Genomic DNA, 18,075 nt, shown 5'->3' on the forward strand with positions numbered 1-18,075 from the left:
AACGAACGCCGCCACTACTGCCTTTCGATGAGCCAAAAAAGCATCCTGCTCAAAGGCGACTCAGCATTCGTCACCCTCAGATCTCTCTTGAAATCGGGACGAATGACCCTAATATGATCTTATCTTGCCATCATCGTTTTCAATCATGGATGTTTTTCGGGGGTCGGTCGAAATGGCAGAACAAGAAGACGCTAAGCCCGCAAGCGGGCGCTTCAACACAAATGATGAGACGAAGCGGATCGTATGGACCCAGACCGCTGGTCATTGTGAACTGTGCGGCACGGATCTGACGTTCGATTATCGTGCCGGCAAGCCAATGAAATGGGGAGAAGTGGCGCATATCCTGCCCGCCAGTCCCAAAGGCCCTCGGGGACGCGCGGATCATGATGCTGAGGCGCACACAAACAATACCGCTAATCTGATGCTCCTGTGCCCAGGTTGTCATGACAAAATTGATCGTGACGCAGATGGGTATCCTGAAAATGATTTGAGTGGTTTACACCAAGCGTACTTGGAACGCATCCGACTCGCCGCAACGACCCCCGATGGTGGCAGAGCCATTCCTCTCATCGTCCAGAGTCAGCATTTTCAGACGATCAACGATATCCCCTTTCGCGATCTGTTGACTGCGATGTCCGCCGAGGGATTAACCGCCTTCGATCAAGGCATCAAAATCGCCTTCGCTGCACCCGGACCACGTGGCAGGGACACTACCTATTGGCAGAACGTCAAAGACAGCGTCCAGTATGAGCTGGAGCAGCAACTCAAGCGTCGCGGCGGCACTTATGGCGATTCGCCCGCGCTAGCAGTAGTCGGCTTGGCCGACATTCCGGCCTTGATGATGTTGGGCCAGAGTATCGGCGACCGTTCCAAACGCCTGATCTTCTCTTTTCACCGCGAGCATCTTTTGCGCTGGCCCGATCAGTCTGCTGAGCCGCCTAGTTTTCTGTTTACGCCTCCACCCAACGGCGATGGCCCACTGGCGTTGGTGCTCTCCATTTCTGCGCAAGTTCCAGTTCGCGACGTGATCGACGCTCTACCCGGTGCACGTATTGCAGAGCTGTCGATCCCAGAACCAAGCTACGCGATGGTACAGAACCGTCGGGTGATTCATGCCTTTCGCGACGCACTTCAAATACGACTGAGCCAGCTTGAGGCTCTGACTCCTGACCCTATCCACGTCTTCGCCGCCATTCCTGCGGCATTGGCCATCGAGTTTGGCGCGTTGCTCACAACACAGCATCAACATACATACCTGATCTTCGATCGGGACAAAGAAAACCAAGATCGGTTTACGCAAACACTGCAATTGGGCTTGGTGGCCCAGGAGGCTAGGTAAATGCTTTTGAGCAACGAACAGACCAAGCGCAGCAGTTGGGAATATTTTCTGCTTCGCGCCGCGCGGGAAATCTCGCTGTCGGAAGCGCAGTACGAAAAAATCAATGACCGCTACTCCCAACTGGAAAAAATCCTCTCGGCTTCCGACAACCCGCTGCTCGCTGAGGCCCATATTTTCGTTCAAGGCTCGATGCGGCTGAAAACGACCATCAAGCCAATCCCCGGCGCGCCTGCGGATCTGGACACCATTGATGCGGACGCGATTATTTGGCTCCCTCACGCTCAGGGCGCTGGTGCAAAGGAAGTACTAGAAGCGATTGAGCAGCGTTTTCGGGAAGGCTCCCGCGTTCAAGAAGAAGTTAAGCAATTACGTCGTGGCATCCGGATCGTTTATGCCGACGAAAATCCAGGTTTCCACATCGATGTCACGCCTGCCCGCGCGATCAACGGAAATGGCGAAGCAAACGGCGAGGGTAAGCTGGAGGTTCCGGATCGGGTCACAGGGTGGAAAGCAAGCAGCCCTATCCCTTACTCGAACTGGTTGCAGGTTGCTTCTGCCCAAGAAATCTCTCTGGAAAGCTTGGTAGTTGCCAAGAGCCAGCGGATGCTTGATGCCGCGACACAAGATCCTTTGCCGCATTATCAGGATTACATCGATCAAGATCCCCTGCGTGCGACCATTAAGCTACTCAAGCGTCATCGCGATGAATGGGCCATCAAGACAAGGAGCGCTGATACTCGCCCAATATCTGCGGTCATCACCACCCTGGCCACGCACGCATACCTTGATGTCGTAAAGGAGTCGCAGTCGAAGCCTCTGGCTCCGCTCGATGCAATTTTGGAAATCGTTCGCAGAATGCCGCAGCACATCGCGCATAGAGGTAGCGACTGCTATGTCTGCAACCCTGCCGATAACGGCGAAAACTTTGCAGAGAAGTGGAATCGGCCGGGTGAGGGGCAAGGCTATCGCCAAGCATTTGCCAAGTGGCATGCGGACGCTAGTGCATCTGTGTCATTGGGTTTGGAAAGTTTTGAATCCAACGATTCCTTTGCCGAGGCAGTGAAAAAGAATTTCGGTATTGCACCGGCATTCATTACGGCAGTGAACAATGAGATCCCTGCGAATTGGACGATGCCCGGCCGACCGGATGGCACCACTCGAAACTCTGCTTCGATGGGTTCGCTCTTCGGAGGGGCCAGCGGTGGCGGAACCTCTCAGTCGAGCGTAAAGCCAGTTGGACGCCTTGGCTGACCCTATTAAGACGCCATTGCAGCGCGGAATCGCCGCACTGCGAGACACCCTAGGTCAGGATGCTGCCGATGCATTGCTCCAGCCCGCACCCATGCGGGCTGACGAAGCGGCGTGCTTTCACTTCCCCTTGCCCATCGATTACACGGGGCAGGAGCGGCGACTGCGTATAGGTTTCCCCTCCAACTTTCCCCGTGGGCTCTTGCGGCTGAACGTCGAACCCTCTCCATGGCTGGTTTGGCCGCATGCCACCAAGTCGGGGCTTTGCCTTCATGGCTTTCAGGAGCGGCCCATTATGGGCTCCCCGGAGGTCGTGGTAGAGGACAGCCTTGCTCGCTTGGCCCAGATCGTTTCGTTGTCCAAGAGGGGATCAAGCCAGGCAACGCGCGATATCGAATTTCAGAATGAGATCACTACCTACTGGTCTTTTCAGCACGGTCAGTCATTCCAGAACCTCTTACTTTTGGATCGACCTCAGGCCGCCTCGCAGTTGTTTGCTCTCAGCGATCCGCGCCGGGCTGTGCCATCTGGTCAGGAAACGGTTTGGCTAGCATCGAACGTAGCTGCACTCAAAGGGCATTACCGACGGGTTGTCGGGCGCTCCGCTGTCATTCGCGCGGCCGAAACTCCCGGTTTTTACGTCAAGCTTCAGACTTATCCGGATATCCGCACCCCGGATCCAGAAGATTTATTGCTGTGGCTCACGCCACACCTTCAACCAGACGATGCCGAGCAATTGCTGGCATGGTTTGAGCTGCATGGAACGTTGGCGAGTCGATGGATTGTCCTGGAGCTTCCTGGGGGGACGGATGCTCCAACTTATTGCCTCAATGTGCGCTCGCTCGGCGTACAGCAAGAGCGGGGGGCAAAGTTTGGCTTGCGCACAGCGCGCCGCCGGCCAGCCATCGCAAATGCACATCCTCCGGCACTTGTCCGCGCAACTGCCCTAGACGTGCTTGATCGTGCGTCCATTCTGTCCCGCGACATAAGCGGCACTGCAAAGCACCTTGAAAATGCTCGGGTCGTTTGTGTTGGCGTTGGCTCGTTAGGCAGTGCGGTGGCAATACAATTGGCACGCTCCGGTGTCGGCCACCTTTCCCTCATCGATCCTGACACTCTGGTGTCAGCCAATCTGGGTAGGCACGTTCTGGGAGCGGATAGCCTAGGGAGGCTGAAGGCCTCAGCGTTGAGGGACAAGATTCTGTTAGATCTTCCGACTACAGAATGCACCGCTTATTCGACTTTCGCCGAAGTAGTTATGAGCAGCAAACCAGAAGTGTTCGATAACGCAGATCTTGTGGTGATTACGACAGCAGACTGGCAGTCGGAGGTCACTGTATGGCGAGCCAAATCCAGCGGCGTTTCTTGGGGACTTTTACAAGCCTGGAGCGAACCGTATACGCAGGTAGGCCACGCGCTATTCGCACCAGCCGGTACCTTTGATGGCCGTCATTTATTCACGGACATCGGCGATTTTCTCCATAAGTTTACAGAGTGGCCGGGAGGAGGTGTGATTCCACTGCCCGCGTGTGGGGAGAGCTTTATTCCAGGCGGGTCGTTGGGTATGACCAATATTGCCTCTATGGTATCGCACACGGCTTTACGCGCATTGACCGGCAACATCGCCACCGCATCTTGGGTCAGCAGTATCTACAGGCCTGAAGATGTGCCGAGCCTAGGAGGCCAATACAATGGGCCCAAACTGCCAGAGGGGGCGCAGCAACTCCTACTCGAGCGCGGATGGCCGGAACATAAGGATGAAACGGTATGACGGATATCGCTTGGCGCTGGAGATGGGCGGAGGTGGATTCCGAGCTATTGGTGTCGCAAGCTGTTGCGGACATCTTGGATAGTCATCGGCAGGGCCTTTTTGGCGTGGAGCGAGGGGGACAGTTATTCGTCAACCCGGTTAATCCGAAAGGGTTGCTGCTGGCCTTGGCCACGTTGCCTCATCGCGCCGATCGGTCAGGCTGGTCTTGGCTAGAGTTGGATGCGGAGCGGTGCCGTCAGGAGATCCAAGCTGCTAACGAACAAGGGTTACGTCTGGTGGGCTATTGGCATACGCATCCCCAATCTGTTCCGGTGATTTCTCCGGCAGACATAGGAAGTTTCTCCAGATTTGCTGCACGGTACATGCAGGATCTGCCGCACCCAATAGCCATTATTGTCGGCAAGTCCGAAAAACCAGAAGGTATCAAGGCGTGGTCGTTCAGGGACGGCAGATATGTTGAGGCAACCTGGGGCAGATGAACTTCTAGTCAGTGCGGTGGAAGGCTGGTCAGCGTTTATCCTTACCCGCTAGCATAAGGGCGAAGAGCTCTGCCTGAAAGCGGGCATCATCCAATGCGTTATGGTTCGGTTCGCTGAGTGGCTTCAGCGCAGCGGTCATTTTGGATGATTTTGTTTCCTGCCAGCTGCAACCTACAGCGCCCATAAAGTAGGCCTTCATGTCGATAGCGGTAAAACCAAAGGGGTTGGTTTCCAGGTATTTGTGGAAGTAGTAATTGACGAATGACCAGTCAAACGGTGCATTGAGCCCTACGAAAATGACCTTCTGCCCCGTTTGGCACGACGATTTCAGCCACTGATCAAATGTCAGCATCGCCTGTTGCGGAGCGAGGCCCTCGCGCTCCAGCTTCTCCAGACTCAGCCCCGATACTGCCAGCGCTTCGGGGTCGTGTTTCGGACTGTCAGGCCGTAGTTCAAGATAGATGGACGTTTCAGGTTGGGCTACAAGACAAGCTCCGATGGAAAGCAGGCTGTATTCGCCGGGTATAGGCCCAGAAGTCTCGACGTCGACGGAAACATAAAGCTCATCAGGGTGCATGTCATATCCTTTTCGTGTAGTTACCTGATCACGCTCAGGCTCTTAACCATGTGAAGGTGGAAAGGCAGATATAGCCATTGCCACATTTTTTGCTGTTTCACTCGCTATCCGGCGTTCGAGCAGCGGCAGTGCCTGTCTACCAGCGGATTGCGCGTTCCTTTGGTCAGCTCTGGGCCCAAGCATAATGATGTGTGTCATTCTCTGATGGCGGATGAGGGCCGGACGATCATGAGTGAAACTGAGCGCTGGATAGTCAAATGCCAGAAAACTGAGGACGATACTGGCGACATCATCATTGATCTGCCTCAAGAGTTGCTTGCCCAAATGAGGTTAGGTGTTGGGGACGACCTGGAGCTAACGGTATTGAATGGCACATTAGTCCTGACGCCCGTGCGCAACGCAACATCAGTGCGGCCCATGTTTGCAGGCGTCCTGCGTCAGGATGCCTATCATGCTTACCGCATGCGGTTGGAGACGCTTCTTCATATCGCTGTCAATGCTTCGGATCTGGACATTCACGACATGATAGTAGCTGGCTTCTCGGTCAGCCTGATCAAAATGCTTTGTGATGATGGAACCCTCAGCGACGAAGAACGCGACAGAATCATTCAACCCAAAACGCTCAAAACAAAACTGTCAGCCAATCAGCTTTTAACGTTGCATGAGAGCGATCGCCTGTTCCGGTTTGCACATATTACCGCCATGGCCGAGGTGATCTTCGGTGACAAAGGGAAGGCCAAACAATGGCTTTCCAAACCCAAAGCCCGTTTTTTGGGAGAAAGCCCATCGGCGATGGTCACTACAACCTTTGGCACACATCTAGTCGAAGAAATGCTGATTCAAGTGTCTGAGGGCATGTCATTTTGATTCAGCCGCAGCCAAACGGCTTCTACCGCTCCTTAAGTAACATGGATTTCATGCGCCTATACCGGCGTCGCCTTGCCGAATCCGGCATGCACGGGCATCCATGAAGCACTAGGTTTCACCCACATCGGCACCTACCGCTAGGTAGGGTTCACGCACGGCAATGGCATAGCTGGGTACTGGCGCAAACCACTTTATCTGGTGACAGCTCGATAGAAATCATCCCGTTCAGTGAGATGAAGGGAGAAGACGGAACAGCCATGAGATCACCCTGCTGCTATCCGTCGGCATCGGAACCTGGTGATCCGCTGGGAGCTAAGCTGAATGATGCTTCTCGTTCGAATCGGTTTTTTTGATCGGCAGGAGTTACAAATGAATTTGGCAGATTATGTTTCAGTGCTTTCTGCAGGCGATAAAATAAACGGATGCCAACTCGCCCCCTCAGATGCAGTGTCCCTCGCCAGTCTGCATTTTCCTTCCCGTGCCTATTGTCTTGTTGCTGATTGGGCAATTTTGGATCTCGACATTACAACACGTCAGCGAAAAGCCATTACGGATAGACAGCTAATTCCTGCTCTCGTTTACGCTTTGACCGTTATCCAAGACAGTAAAGGCCGCTTCCCGCCTGGTGATTGGGTCCGAACAACGCTGGGTGTTTCCTTCACTCACGACTGCTTATTTCGAACAAAAAACACAGTTTATGTGCTGATGGGGTCCGGTCGAAGGTTGCGCACGGATTTAAACATCGCACTGAGCCTGTGCTGAAAAAACGCTATTTCCGCACAGGTGAGTGACCGGTCGCGCTCACATAATATTTCGGCCTGAATGAACGCTCTCGATGTAGTGTCAATCTATGTTGTTACCAATCGAGCCCCGTATTTGAAGTGCGACCCATCTGTGTCAATCTATGTTGTTGTTGCCTTTACCCCGAATCATCCTACAGACCCCGATTTACGGGAGGGGCTGTGTCAAACTATGTTGTTGATAACCACCCTTTGCCTTAGAGAATGGAAACTCTCGCGGGAGCTGGAGGGGTTATCCTCCAGCTCCCGCTGTTGCTTCAGGCCCGGATCCACACCGATCTCCCCGACACATCTCCCTATCCAGCCGTTAGATGCTGCCGCGAAAACAAAGTAGTGAATCTCTGCGCTCCGATGTAGAGCGGAATCTCCTGAAAAAAGTGCTATTGCGTAAGACAACAAAGAACTAACAGGAGGGAAGGTCGGATTTTCGATTAAGCAGGTGTTTTTGAACTTCAGACACGAGGTCGTTAAAAACGGCTGCTGACTTCAGACCTTCCTTGGGCATTACCTAAAGTTTGAACTGACGCACAATCTGCAACAACCGCTCAGCGTCTCCACCGCTCGCCCGGCCACGGCTGAGAGTGCTTTGCGCAAGTACAACGGTGGTGTTCGCGACCACCGAAACACTACTGATCCGACGATTGATTTCATCGGTAACCATGGCCTGCTCATTGGCAGCCTCAGCAATGTGCAGGCTCATATCGGACACTGAAGACACCAGTGCACTTATTCGCTGTAATGCTTCGCCAGCGCTAAGCGCCTGCTGCACTCCACGTTCAGCAAAGTCACGACTGTCGTCCATTACTTTAACCGCGTGCTGTGAAGCATTTTGTAGCCGTTCGATCATATCGTTGATTTCTTGCGTCGATTTTTGCGTACGACTAGCCAACGTGCGGACTTCATCTGCCACTACTGCAAAACCACGACCTTGCTCACCGGCGCGAGCCGCTTCGATGGCGGCGTTAAGCGCCAGCAAGTTGGTTTGTTCGGCGATGGTGCGAATCACCTCCAGCACCCCACCGATTTCCCGTGAATGGCCTTCCAGATCGGCGATCACTTGCGCAGCTCGACCCACTTCTTCAGCCAAGGAGCGAATATCAACGATGGTTTTATCGACGACGGCAATCGCCTCTTTTGCCTGTGTAGAGGCGTCACGCGTTTGAACAGAGCTGGCTTCGGCGTTGCTGGCAACGCCCTGCACGTTGGTAGCCATTTGATTGGCCGCCGCCGCCACTTGTTCAACTTCAATTTGCAAATCGGTAGCACTTTGCTGAGAGGCGCCGGCATCACTTAGCAATTGTTCGGCCGATTGCTCAAGCCCCTTCGAAACATCCGCAACGGTCGTGATTTTGCTGCGCAAGCTGCCTAAAAATGTATTGAATAGCCCAACAACCTGACCTATTTCATCATCTCGCTTTGACTGGATGCTGCGGGTAAGGTCGCCGCTCCCGTCATTCAATGCGCTCAGTGACTTGCTCAGTTGCTGCATCGGCGGTAGCACTCGACTAGCAATCAGCCACAACACCCCTAGCATAATTAAAAGTACTGTTCCCCATGCGATGAGGCTGGTGACCTGGATTTTTGTGCGCTCGGCCTCACTGTCATCCAACTGCTGACGATACAACTTGCCCAATGGCTGACTAAAAGCAGCAAACTCGGAAATAACTTTCGCCGAACGCTGGTCAAAATCCTCCATAACTTTATCGCCGGCAGCTTTGTTACTGGCATAGGCCTGTACCATCAGCTTGCCGGTGCTGTTGAGTTGGTCCAGTGGAGTGCGCAGGGCCTGGAGTCGGCTAGAAAGGCTTGGAACGATTTGCTCTATCTCCTCCAAAAGCTGTAGCGAAGCTGCGTAATGCTGCTGTGCTTCCTCCATCGGCTCATGGTCTTGAGTAAGGCTTGCATCGGTATAGAACTGTTGAATCTGCGCGCTCTCGTAGCGTAATTTTTGAGTCGACTCAAGAGCGTTTCCCAGACGCTCAATTTCGGATCCAATGGCATCCAGGACGTTAAATTGGGTTTGCATCAATGTCGTTAAACCAATTGCTATAACCATCAAACCAGCAGCACAGAAAGCCATCAAACGAGAAATACTGAGTATCATAAAGTAGTCCGGCAAAAGGGAACGCAGATCAAGAAGTTCGTGTGTTTTTAACGATTCTCTGAAGAGAACCATCGATTTTCCAAAGTCCTGTCTTATTAGGTTGAAAAATAACTGTTTTTTTTGAGCAACAGATTTCTATTTTAATATCAACGCACCACTACTTTACGGATTTAATAGTCGTAGTGGAGGGGGGAAGCTCCTGTCAACTAACTGCAACCGCGCGGCAAGTTGAAAATATCATGGCGTTCGGCGCTATATTCTGGCGAAACATCCGGTGCGTTCCCCAAGATGTGAGTTGGCCAATGTTCTCGGGCCCCTTTGTGACAAACTATGTTGTAAGCCACCACCCTCCGAAAAATCGCAGCCCATGGCTGCGATTTTTTTATCCGAATCCAGGACATGCCCATGGACCGCTTCCAGGAAATGCAAGTTTTCGCCGCAGTCGCACAAGATCAGGGTTTTTCGGCGGCCGCGCGGCGTCTGGGCATGTCGGCAGCCAGTGTCACGCGCGCGGTGGCGGCGTTGGAGAAGCGTATTGGTACGCAGCTGCTGACGCGCACTACACGCAGCGTTCATCTGAGTGAGGCGGGCCAGCGTTATCTTGAAGATTGTCGGAGAATTCTGGCCGAGGTGCAGGAAGCCGAGGACTCGGCGGCGGGCAGTCACGCCCAACCTCGTGGGCAACTGACGATTACCGCACCCGTATTGTTTGGTGAGCTGTTTGTCACGCCATTGATGGTGAATTTTCTGACGCAATTCCCAGATGTCACGATCAATGCGTTGCTGGTGGATCGTATGGTCAGCGTGGTGGAGGAGGGCATCGACGTGGCCGTGCGCATCGGAGAGCTACCCGACAGCAATCAGCATGCAATTCGGGTGGGGGAGGTGCGACGGGTGATTTGTGCGTCGCCACGGTTTCTTGCCACTTTCGGCCGGCCAAATCACCCGCAAGACCTGGCCCAGGCACCGGTTATTGCGACGTCCTCGATCGGACAGTTAAGAAGCTGGCCATTCCTCGTGGACGGCGAACCCCTGAGTGTCCGGCCTGAACCACGGTTGGTGGTCACGGCGAATCAGGCGGCCATCGCCGCTGCCAGCCTCAGCTTGGGTTTCACACGAGTCTTGTCTTATCAGGTTGCGGGAAAAATAGCGGCTGGTGAGCTGGAAATCATCCTGGCCGACTTCGAAATGCCGCCATTGCCCATCCATGTGGTCTACCAGGGCGGACGTAACGCCCCGGCGCGGGTTCGCAGTTTCGTCGATTTTACGGTGAAGGCACTCCGGGAACATCCGGCCTTGCGCAGCTGATGCATTATTGCTGCAGATGAAATAATGGATTCCACTTGCTGGTTATTCTGTTGCTTTCGGGACTGGTAGAAGATGTCTGCCGTTGGTGCTGATCTTCCGAAGCGCCACTTACCCTGCGGAGTCGACCATGCAAGCCATCAAACTCTACAACTTTCCCCGTTCCGGCCACGCTCACCGTGTGGAGCTGATGCTTTCGCTGCTGCAATTACCGATCGAGTTGATCTTCGTCGACCTGGCCAAGGGCGAACACAAACAACCGCAATACCTGGCACTCAACGCTTTCGGTCAGGTGCCTGTACTGGATGACCAAGGTGTGGTGCTGGCGGATTCCAACGCGATCCTGGTTTATCTGGCACAGAAATACGGCAAGGGTCGTTGGCTGCCAACCGATCCGGTCGGTGCCGCCAAGGTACAGCGGTGGTTGTCGGTGGCTGCCGGTCCGATTGCTTTTGGTCCTGCCAGGGCCAGGTTGATCACAGTGTTTGGTGCACCTTACAACGCTGAAGAAACGATCGCTTATGCCCATACCGTGCTGAAGGTCATCGATCATGAACTGGCCAACACGCCTTGGCTGGCGGGTAGCGAGCCGACCATTGCTGACGTAGCGGCCTACAGTTACATCGCCCATGCCCCTGAAGGCAATGTCTCGCTGGACGACTACGCCAACATCCGCGCCTGGCTGGCACGGGTCGAAGCCTTGCCAGGATTTGTCGGCATGCCGCGCACCGTCGCCGGCCTGCAAAAAACCGCCTGATGCTTGTGGCCCGACACTGTCGGGCCGTTCACGCTGCGCCGAGGGTGCAGGGGAGTAGCCGTAATGGACCGTTCACCGTGGCATGCTGGCGAGAAACAGTTGCAGGCTCATGTCGGCGTCGCCGAGCGAATGGAGGTATTAGGTCGCAGGGTGATTCGCAGCGAGATGCCGGACCAGCACCGCTCGTTCTATCAGCAACTGCCGTTCATGCTTTACGGCGCGGTGGATGCCGAAGGCAACCCGTGGGCCAGCGTGCTTGAAGGTGAACCAGGCTTCGCCCATTCACCTGAACCAGGGCTGTTGCAATTCAGCAGCCTGCCGGCTGCCGATGATCCGGCGCAATTGACGGATGGCGCGGCGATCGGCCTGCTGGGGATCGAACTTCACACCCGGCGCCGCAACCGTATCAATGGTCGTATCGGTGCCATGTCGGCGAGCGGCTTTAGCGTGACGGTGCAGCAGTCCTACGGTAATTGCCCGCAATACATCCAACTGCGCCAGTTTCGATCGGTGCCGCTGGAAGATCCGGCAACGCGACGCGCGCAGCATGACAGCGAGCTGGATGAGGCGGCCAGGGCGATGATTGCCGAGGCAGATACCTTCTTTGTCGCCAGTTATGTGGACGTCGAGGGTGAGCGTTCAGTGGATGTCTCCCATCGCGGCGGTCAATCCGGTTTTGTACAAGTAGAAGGTAATCGCCTGACCATCCCGGATTTTGCCGGCAATCTTTTTTTCAACACGCTGGGTAATCTTCTGGCCAATCCCAAGGCCGGTTTGTTGTTCATCGATTTCAACTCCGGTGACCTGCTGCAACTCAGCGGGCGCACCGAAATCATTCTTGAGGGCCCACAGGTCGAAGCCTTTCAAGGCGCCGAACGTTTATGGACGTTCCACGTGGAACATATGGTGCGTCGGCCTGCAGCTTTGGCATTGCGGTGGCGTTTCGACGGCGTCTCTCCCACCAGTTTGCTGACCGGCACTTGGGCGCAGGCCAAGGCTCGACTGCAAGCGCAGGCCCTTGGCGATAGCTGGCGGCCGCTGCGGGTGGTGCGGATCGAAGCGGAAAGCCACAACATTCGCTCGATCTATCTGGAACCCGCCGACGGTGCCGGGTTGCCATTGTTCCACGCCGGGCAGCATCTGCCTTTGCGGTTCAACATTGATGGCGAGGTGCATATCCGCACGTACAGCCTGTCGAGCGCACCGTCGGACGATTTTTTCCGCATCAGCGTGAAGCGTGATGGACGGGTGTCTTCGCATCTGCACGAACAGATCCAGGTCGGCGATCTGCTGGAGGCGCGTGCGCCTCAAGGGCATTTCACCGTGGCCCCTCATGAGCGCCGTCCGCTGGTGTTGCTGGCCGCCGGAGTCGGCATAACGCCGCTTTTGTCGATGCTGCGAGAGGTGGTTTATCAAGGTCTGCGCACCCGTCGGATTCGGCCGACCTGGTTCTTGCAGAGTTCGCGTACGTTGGGCGATCAAGTGTTTCGTCGTGAACTGGACCGCTTGCTTGATGACGCTGGGGATGCGGTCAGGGTGGTGCGTCTGCTGAGTCAGCCAGAGGCTTCGGCGCGTGAGGGTGAAGATTTCGACCTGACCGGACGGATTGACGTCGCGCTACTCAAGGATCTACTGGAGGTCGAGGACTACGATCAGTTGGATTTCGTCCTGTGCGGTCCGGGAAGTTTTACTCAAGCGATGTACGACGGATTGCGCGAACTGGACATCCGCGACGCAAGGATTCACGCCGAAACCTTCGGGCCCTCCACATTGCGTCGACAACCAGACCCCGACGCCGTGGTGATTGAACAACCGCCAGCCGCCACCACCTCGGTACCGGTGGTGTTCCAGCGTTCCGCCAAAGAGGCTCGCTGGCAACCCGATGGCGGGAGTCTGCTGGAGCTGGCGGAAAGTCGGGGATTGCGCCCGGAATTCAGCTGCCGAGGCGGCTCCTGCGGGACCTGCAAGACTCGCCTGATCAGCGGCCAGGTGCATTATCCACAGCCGCCCGCCGAAGTACCGGAGGAAGGACAGGTGCTGATTTGTTGTGCGATTCCGGCTCAGGGCGCGCAGCCTCTGGTACTGGATATCTAGAGAATCGTCACAAGCCATCATTGCCCGGGGAGCGATGGCTCAGTAGGGTAGAGCGCAGAACGAAAGGGCCGTCACTGGCCCTTTCTGCATTTCAGGGATAGGCGCTTTCATGGTTTTTCTTACTCGCTGGATCCTCCTGCTGACGTCGCTCGCCCTGTTCAGTGGTTGCGAACGACAGGACGCTCCGCCACTCGATCAGCAGCTCTACGTCTGGCAACGACAATGGACATCCGACCACGACGTCGCACTGAGGGACAGCCGCAGAGACTTTTCCACTTTACGGGTGCTGGCGCTACAAGCCTTTCCCCAGGCTGGCTTGAGTCGTGCACGAGTTGATCCTGCATTGCTCAAGCGAGACGGGCGGCCACTGATTGCGGTGATTCGCCTCGATGGTCAGCTCAAGTCGTTGGATCAGGATGAGGTCACGACACAGATTCAACAGGTGATCAGCGATTGGCAGGCGCAGGGACTGAGCCTCTCCGGTGTGGAAATCGACCACGACGCCGGTAACGCTCGGCTACCGTCCTACCGCGAATTTCTTCAGCGGCTGCGCGCCCATCTGCCGGCCTCATTACCCCTGAGCATTACCGCGTTACCGGCGTGGCTCGACAGTCGCGAATTGCCTGCGTTGTTATCCACAGTCGATAGCAGCGTGCTGCAAGTGCATGCCGTCAGCGACCCGCGTCGTGGGTTGTTCGATCCGGTTCAGGCCCGGCAGTGGGCGAACGCCTGGAGCCGTATCACTTCGAAACCCTTCTATTTGGCGTTGCCGGCCTACGGCGTCGCGTTGTTGCCTGGTGGCGGCGGTGCGCCGATCGTGGAAAGTGAGATTCGCATCGAACGTGAGGGCAAGCGCCAGGAGTTGCTGGCCGATCCCCGGCAACTCAGTCAACTCAGCGCCGAGTTGCGCGCCGATCCACCGGCGCATCTGGCCGGACTGATCTGGTTTCGCCTGCCACTGGCCAACGACCGTCGTGCATGGAGCCTGACGACCTTGCGCGCGGTGGTGCGCGGTGAGGCGCTGAGCAGTCGGTTGGCGCTGAAACTCCCGGCTCAGGAAGGCCTCTATGACATCGGCATCAGTAACGAGGGCAACCTCGACAGCGCCTGGCCCGAGCGTGTGACGCTAGCGGTGCGAGGGTGTGAGGGGGCGGATGCGCTGGCCGGTTATGCGTTGCAACAAGGCCCGGATCTGCTTACCTTCACCCGCCTGCATGACGGTCGAATAGCGGCTGGCGGACAGCGGGCCATGGGTTGGGCACGCTGCGCACATATTGATCAAGGAGGTTCGAATGTTTACCCGTAACTGGCCCCGTCATCTGCTTTGCCTGAGTCTTAGCCTGCCGCTGGGTTCGGCGTTGGCGTGCGGGCCGGATTTCCCCATGCGCCTGCTGGACAACCGTGGCCAGTCGCTGGCGGAACTGCCTGAGGGTAACTTCAATTTCGAGGTCAATCGCCTTGGGCATGCCATTGCCGGGTTGAAACACGTCACCCAAGCCGTCAACAGCATGGAGACAACCGACTATGCCGAGCAGCGCAGTCTGGCCGAGCAGGCAGGTTTGACGGCCGAGCAGCAGGCGCTGGTGCAACAGTTGCGTGGTTTGACCGATGCCCGGCGGGTTGAGGTTGAGGGTGAAAGTCTGCCGGCCGAGCTCAAGTTCTATCTGGCCGGTGCCGTGGCATTTGCTGGCGGTGATCATGGACTGGCGGCGGAATATTTTCAGAAAGTCCTGGCGCTGCCGGCCGATCAACGGCCGCTACGCAGCACCTGGGCCGCTTACTCGTTGGGCCGGGCGTTGTTTGCCATGAGCTCGGAAGCGGGCGCCGGTCCCGATGTGCTGGCGCAGTCGCGCCAGGCGTTCGAACAAACCCGGCAACTGAGCATCGATGGCTTCAGCGATCCGCTGGAACTGGGTGTTGCCAGTCTGGGTGAACAGGCCCGCGTTGCCCGGACGGAGGGCGACTGGAACAGCGCCATCGAGCTGTATGCCACGCAAAACCTCCAGGGGTCGGCGGTCGGCTACACCTCGCTGAAGCTGTTGATGGCTGATCTGTCAGCGATGCCGGACGATCAACTGGCCGAACTGCTCAAGGGCAAACCGGTGCAGCAACTGATCACGGCGTCCTTGATCAGTCGACTGGGTTGGTCATTCGGTGATCAGCCGGCCAATGAACAGAAATTGATCAAACTTTTGCAGAGCAGCACGCGGGGCACACTCGATAACGCGGATCGTCTGGCGGCGGTCAATTATCAACAGGGTGACTACGCCAGCGCCAAGGCCTTCCTCGAACACGCCGGTGATGGTGGCCTAGCTTGGTGGCTGCGGGCCAAACTGGCGGTGCGCGAGGGTGATAAAAGCGCCGCGGCTGCCGCTTATGCGAAGGCCGCCCAGGCTTTCCCGCAAAACGAATCCTGGGGTGAGCGCAGAACGCCGGACTACGACTACGAAACGCTCCAGCCCAAGTGTCGGGTCGATGGCGAAAGCGCGATTCTGGCCTTGCAGCGCGGGGATTATCTGCAGGCGTTTGATCAGCTTTATCGAAGCAACGACATTTACTGGTTCGATGCGGCAACAGTCGCCGAGCGTGTGCTGACCGTCGATGAGCTCAAACATTACGTCGACACTCAGGTGCCGGCGCCACCACCCCTGACTCAGCAGGATCGCGATAACTATGTGCCGCTGCCGGTGGCCGCCAAGCTGCGCAATTTGCTCGGACGGCGCTTGTTGCGTGAAGAACGTTACGACGAGGCACCGGCCTACTTCGACAGCGTGGTCTTGCAAAGAAAGGCAACGTGGTATGGGCAGTTGCGCCACGATGCCGAATCAAAATGGTGGCCGAGCAAGCGTGCGTTTGCCTATTTCCACGCCGCAACGCTGGCCCGATTCGACGGAATGGAACTCCTGGGTTACGAGATGGCCCCGGACTACGCCACATTGGCTGGTAACTACAGCCTCGAAAGCAACGAACTCAAAGTCGGTCCATGGGTGGCGGAAGAGGAAGTCGTTCGCCAGCGAGCCAGCGCTGCCCAACCCGATCAGCGTTACCACTACCGTTACGTCGCGAATGCATTGGCCAGCCGTGCCGCCGATTATTTGCCTCATACCAGTCAGGCTTTTGCGGCTGTGCTGTGTGAGGCGACGGGGTGGAACACCGGTCCGGATGAAAAACGCGCTTTCTATCAGCGCTACGTCAAAGAGGGGCCTTATGTGGATTGGGCAGTGTCTTTCGGCGAACGCTGCCCTTATCCGGATTTCCAGAATGCTGATAAGCGTTACGTGACCCAAGCGGTGGCCCCCATCCGTTCAGCACTGCGGCCCTACAAAAAGTGGCTGGAGATGGGGGGTGTGGTGGGGCTTACAGCGCTCGCCCTGTTGCTGATCAATCGGCACAAGCGCCAGAAGCCGGCGTAATTACGCCTGTTGAACAAAGGTCAGCCGTACGGCGAAACCAATCAACAGGCTGCCGAACAACCACTGTTGCAGGCGTTGGGCGGATGGACTGCGTTGCAGCCATCGACCAAGCGCCGCACCGACCAGCGCATAAGCACTGTCGAACAGCAAACCGACGGCCACCAACACCACGCCCAAGGTCGCGAATTGTGCGAGAACCGGCCCGGCGTGTGGGTTGATGAACTGTGGCAACAGCACAGAGCAGAACAACAACGCCTTGGGGTTGAGCAGGTTGGTCAGCAAACCGCGCTGGATCGCCTGCGCCCAGTGCGGTTTCCCGGTGGTTTGATGGGCGCCATTGAGGTTCGGCAACAGGGTCGTGCGCAGGCACTGAACACCGATCCACAACAGGTACGCGGCGCCGGCCAGACGCACCACGTCGAAGGTCCAGGGCGCCGCCTTGAACAGTGCCGCCAAACCCAATGCTGCCAGCGCCACATGGCAGGCGCGGGCGATGGCCAGGCCCACCGCGGTGGCCAGCGCCGCGCCTTTGCCCTGGCGAGCACCGGTCTGCAACAGCAGGATCATGTCGGGGCCGGGCAGCAAATACACCACCGCCAATGCCATGAAAAACAGCCAGAGACCCGCCATGTTGCACCCCATTCGTTGTCGATTCGGTAGGGCCAGTCTAGGGTGCAAGGGCAGGGCAGGTGGTTGCGTAGTTCGCTTCAAAAACGGCCAGCCTTGGCATAATCTGCCAGTCTTTGACCTTCGTACCATCGGGATCTGCCAAACCATGAAACTGGATGCCTACGACCGCAAGATTCTCGCCGCGCTGCAACGGGACGGTCGCTTGAGCAATGTGCAACTGGCTGACGAAATCGGACTGTCTGCGTCGCCCTGCCTACGGCGGGTGCGGATGCTTGAAGAGGCCGGGGTGATTCGTGGCTATCAGGCCAATCTGGACCGTGATGAAGTCGGGCTTGGCTTGACCGTGTTTGTCGGGGTCAAGGTCGAGCGCCACAACGACGAGCAGGCAGAAGCCTTTCGCCTGGCAGTGACGGCATTGCCCGAAGTGATTTCGGCGTTTCTGGTGTCAGGGGAGTCGGATTTTCTGTTACAGGTGGTGGTGCCGGATTTACGCGCCTATGACCGTTTCCTCACGGGATGCTTGTTGAAATTGCCGGGTGTGAGCGATATCCGTAGCAACTTTGCCATTCACACGGTGAAGACACCGGGGGCGTTGCCCTTGGGGCATTTGCCGCTTTAGCCCCAGGCGATCTTTTCGCGAGCAGGCTCGCTCCCACAGATGAACGCATTTCAAGTGGGAGCGAGCCTGCTC

At 56.6% G+C, this 18,075-nt stretch carries 15 protein-coding genes and 1 pseudogene; 13 read left to right on the forward strand and 3 right to left on the reverse strand.

Going from position 1 to position 18,075, the window contains the following annotated elements; genetic code table 11:
* Positions 1-172: 172 nt before the first annotated feature.
* From JQF37_RS05875 to JQF37_RS05890, 4 genes are read left to right on the forward strand one after another with little or no spacing between them, the layout of a single operon-like run.
* Entirely contained in the window at positions 173-1,339 is a 1,167-nt protein-coding gene (locus JQF37_RS05875; RefSeq protein WP_130205480.1) for an SAVED domain-containing protein, read from the forward strand.
* A complete protein-coding gene (locus tag JQF37_RS05880) occupies positions 1,340-2,590 on the forward strand; it encodes a nucleotidyltransferase (protein WP_019334920.1) in 1,251 nt (416 codons plus the stop codon).
* Complete coding sequence (locus JQF37_RS05885; RefSeq protein WP_130205482.1) at positions 2,574-4,358, forward strand: ThiF family adenylyltransferase; 1,785 nt, start codon at positions 2,574-2,576, stop codon at positions 4,356-4,358. Before JQF37_RS05880 ends, JQF37_RS05885 begins: the two co-directional genes overlap by 17 nt.
* Positions 4,355-4,837, forward strand: coding sequence for a Mov34/MPN/PAD-1 family protein (locus tag JQF37_RS05890; RefSeq protein WP_130205484.1), 483 nt, complete (start codon positions 4,355-4,357; stop codon positions 4,835-4,837). Before JQF37_RS05885 ends, JQF37_RS05890 begins: the two co-directional genes overlap by 4 nt.
* 28 nt (positions 4,838-4,865) lie before the next feature.
* On the opposite strand, the gene JQF37_RS05895 is transcribed toward JQF37_RS05890, so the two are convergent.
* Complete coding sequence (locus JQF37_RS05895; protein WP_130205486.1) at positions 4,866-5,414, reverse strand: 3'-5' exonuclease; 549 nt, start codon at positions 5,412-5,414, stop codon at positions 4,866-4,868.
* A gap of 228 nt (positions 5,415-5,642) precedes the next feature.
* On the opposite strand from JQF37_RS05895, the gene JQF37_RS05900 reads away from it, so the two are divergent.
* The 3 genes and pseudogenes from JQF37_RS05900 to JQF37_RS05905 all read left to right on the forward strand — a co-directional run bounded on the left by JQF37_RS05900 (position 5,643) and on the right by JQF37_RS05905 (position 7,043).
* Positions 5,643-6,281: an antitoxin Xre/MbcA/ParS toxin-binding domain-containing protein gene (locus JQF37_RS05900; protein ID WP_223272653.1), complete on the forward strand. Its 639-nt coding sequence runs from the start codon at positions 5,643-5,645 to the stop codon at positions 6,279-6,281.
* 16 nt (positions 6,282-6,297) lie between these two features.
* Positions 6,298-6,419 (forward strand): annotated as a pseudogene (locus JQF37_RS31310) (N-acetyltransferase); the annotation flags it as partial.
* 183 nt (positions 6,420-6,602) lie between these two features.
* Entirely contained in the window at positions 6,603-7,043 is a 441-nt protein-coding gene (locus JQF37_RS05905; RefSeq protein WP_130205488.1) for a hypothetical protein, read from the forward strand.
* 546 nt (positions 7,044-7,589) lie between these two features.
* Here the strand turns inward: JQF37_RS05905 and JQF37_RS05910 are convergent.
* A complete protein-coding gene (locus JQF37_RS05910; protein ID WP_130205490.1) occupies positions 7,590-9,257 on the reverse strand; it encodes a methyl-accepting chemotaxis protein in 1,668 nt (555 codons plus the stop codon).
* 333 nt (positions 9,258-9,590) lie between these two features.
* Here JQF37_RS05910 and JQF37_RS05915 point away from each other — a divergent pair, with 333 nt between their 5' ends.
* The 5 genes from JQF37_RS05915 (at position 9,591) to JQF37_RS05935 (ending at position 16,754) form a co-directional block, all read left to right on the forward strand.
* Positions 9,591-10,493, forward strand: a complete 903-nt coding sequence (locus JQF37_RS05915; RefSeq protein ID WP_130205492.1) for a LysR family transcriptional regulator — start codon at positions 9,591-9,593, stop codon at positions 10,491-10,493.
* A gap of 127 nt (positions 10,494-10,620) precedes the next feature.
* Positions 10,621-11,247 (forward strand): glutathione S-transferase, encoded by a 627-nt coding sequence (locus JQF37_RS05920; RefSeq protein ID WP_204149565.1) that lies wholly within the window; start codon positions 10,621-10,623, stop codon positions 11,245-11,247.
* 63 nt (positions 11,248-11,310) lie between these two features.
* Positions 11,311-13,341 carry a pyridoxamine 5'-phosphate oxidase family protein gene (locus JQF37_RS05925; RefSeq protein WP_130205496.1) on the forward strand — a complete coding sequence of 677 codons (2,031 nt, stop codon included), beginning with the start codon at positions 11,311-11,313 and terminating at the stop codon, positions 13,339-13,341.
* Positions 13,342-13,450: 109 nt separating this feature from the next.
* Positions 13,451-14,647 (forward strand): DUF3142 domain-containing protein, encoded by a 1,197-nt coding sequence (locus JQF37_RS05930; RefSeq protein ID WP_130205498.1) that lies wholly within the window; start codon positions 13,451-13,453, stop codon positions 14,645-14,647.
* Positions 14,634-16,754, forward strand: a complete 2,121-nt coding sequence (locus tag JQF37_RS05935) for a hypothetical protein (protein WP_130205500.1) — start codon at positions 14,634-14,636, stop codon at positions 16,752-16,754. Before JQF37_RS05930 ends, JQF37_RS05935 begins: the two co-directional genes overlap by 14 nt.
* Here the strand turns inward: JQF37_RS05935 and JQF37_RS05940 are convergent, their stop codons facing one another.
* Positions 16,755-17,384, reverse strand: coding sequence for a LysE family translocator (locus tag JQF37_RS05940; protein WP_047535353.1), 630 nt, complete (start codon positions 17,382-17,384; stop codon positions 16,755-16,757).
* Positions 17,385-17,529: 145 nt separating this feature from the next.
* Between JQF37_RS05940 and JQF37_RS05945 the strand changes: the two genes are divergently transcribed.
* Positions 17,530-18,003 (forward strand): Lrp/AsnC family transcriptional regulator, encoded by a 474-nt coding sequence (locus tag JQF37_RS05945; RefSeq protein ID WP_090326856.1) that lies wholly within the window; start codon positions 17,530-17,532, stop codon positions 18,001-18,003.
* Positions 18,004-18,075: the final 72 nt, after the last annotated feature.

The organism is Pseudomonas sp. MIL9 (assembly GCF_016887925.1).
Classification (GTDB): domain Bacteria; phylum Pseudomonadota; class Gammaproteobacteria; order Pseudomonadales; family Pseudomonadaceae; genus Aquipseudomonas; species Aquipseudomonas mohnii.

Excerpts from the sequence above, each read along its gene's own strand:
- JQF37_RS05875 (WP_130205480.1), top strand. The coding sequence starts at position 173 with ATGGCAGAACAAGAAGACGCTAAGCCCGCAAGCGGGCGCTTCAACACA.
- JQF37_RS05880 (WP_019334920.1), top strand. The coding sequence starts at position 1,340 with ATGCTTTTGAGCAACGAACAGACCAAGCGCAGCAGTTGGGAATATTTT.
- JQF37_RS05890 (WP_130205484.1), top strand. The coding sequence starts at position 4,355 with ATGACGGATATCGCTTGGCGCTGGAGATGGGCGGAGGTGGATTCCGAG.
- JQF37_RS05895 (WP_130205486.1), bottom strand. The coding sequence starts at position 5,414 with ATGCACCCTGATGAGCTTTATGTTTCCGTCGACGTCGAGACTTCTGGG.
- JQF37_RS05900 (WP_223272653.1), top strand. The coding sequence starts at position 5,643 with ATGAGTGAAACTGAGCGCTGGATAGTCAAATGCCAGAAAACTGAGGAC.
- JQF37_RS05905 (WP_130205488.1), top strand. The coding sequence starts at position 6,603 with ATGATGCTTCTCGTTCGAATCGGTTTTTTTGATCGGCAGGAGTTACAA.
- JQF37_RS05910 (WP_130205490.1), bottom strand. The coding sequence starts at position 9,257 with ATGGTTCTCTTCAGAGAATCGTTAAAAACACACGAACTTCTTGATCTG.
- JQF37_RS05915 (WP_130205492.1), top strand. The coding sequence starts at position 9,591 with ATGGACCGCTTCCAGGAAATGCAAGTTTTCGCCGCAGTCGCACAAGAT.
- JQF37_RS05920 (WP_204149565.1), top strand. The coding sequence starts at position 10,621 with ATGCAAGCCATCAAACTCTACAACTTTCCCCGTTCCGGCCACGCTCAC.
- JQF37_RS05925 (WP_130205496.1), top strand. The coding sequence starts at position 11,311 with ATGGACCGTTCACCGTGGCATGCTGGCGAGAAACAGTTGCAGGCTCAT.
- JQF37_RS05930 (WP_130205498.1), top strand. The coding sequence starts at position 13,451 with ATGGTTTTTCTTACTCGCTGGATCCTCCTGCTGACGTCGCTCGCCCTG.
- JQF37_RS05935 (WP_130205500.1), top strand. The coding sequence starts at position 14,634 with ATGTTTACCCGTAACTGGCCCCGTCATCTGCTTTGCCTGAGTCTTAGC.
- JQF37_RS05940 (WP_047535353.1), bottom strand. The coding sequence starts at position 17,384 with ATGGCGGGTCTCTGGCTGTTTTTCATGGCATTGGCGGTGGTGTATTTG.
- JQF37_RS05945 (WP_090326856.1), top strand. The coding sequence starts at position 17,530 with ATGAAACTGGATGCCTACGACCGCAAGATTCTCGCCGCGCTGCAACGG.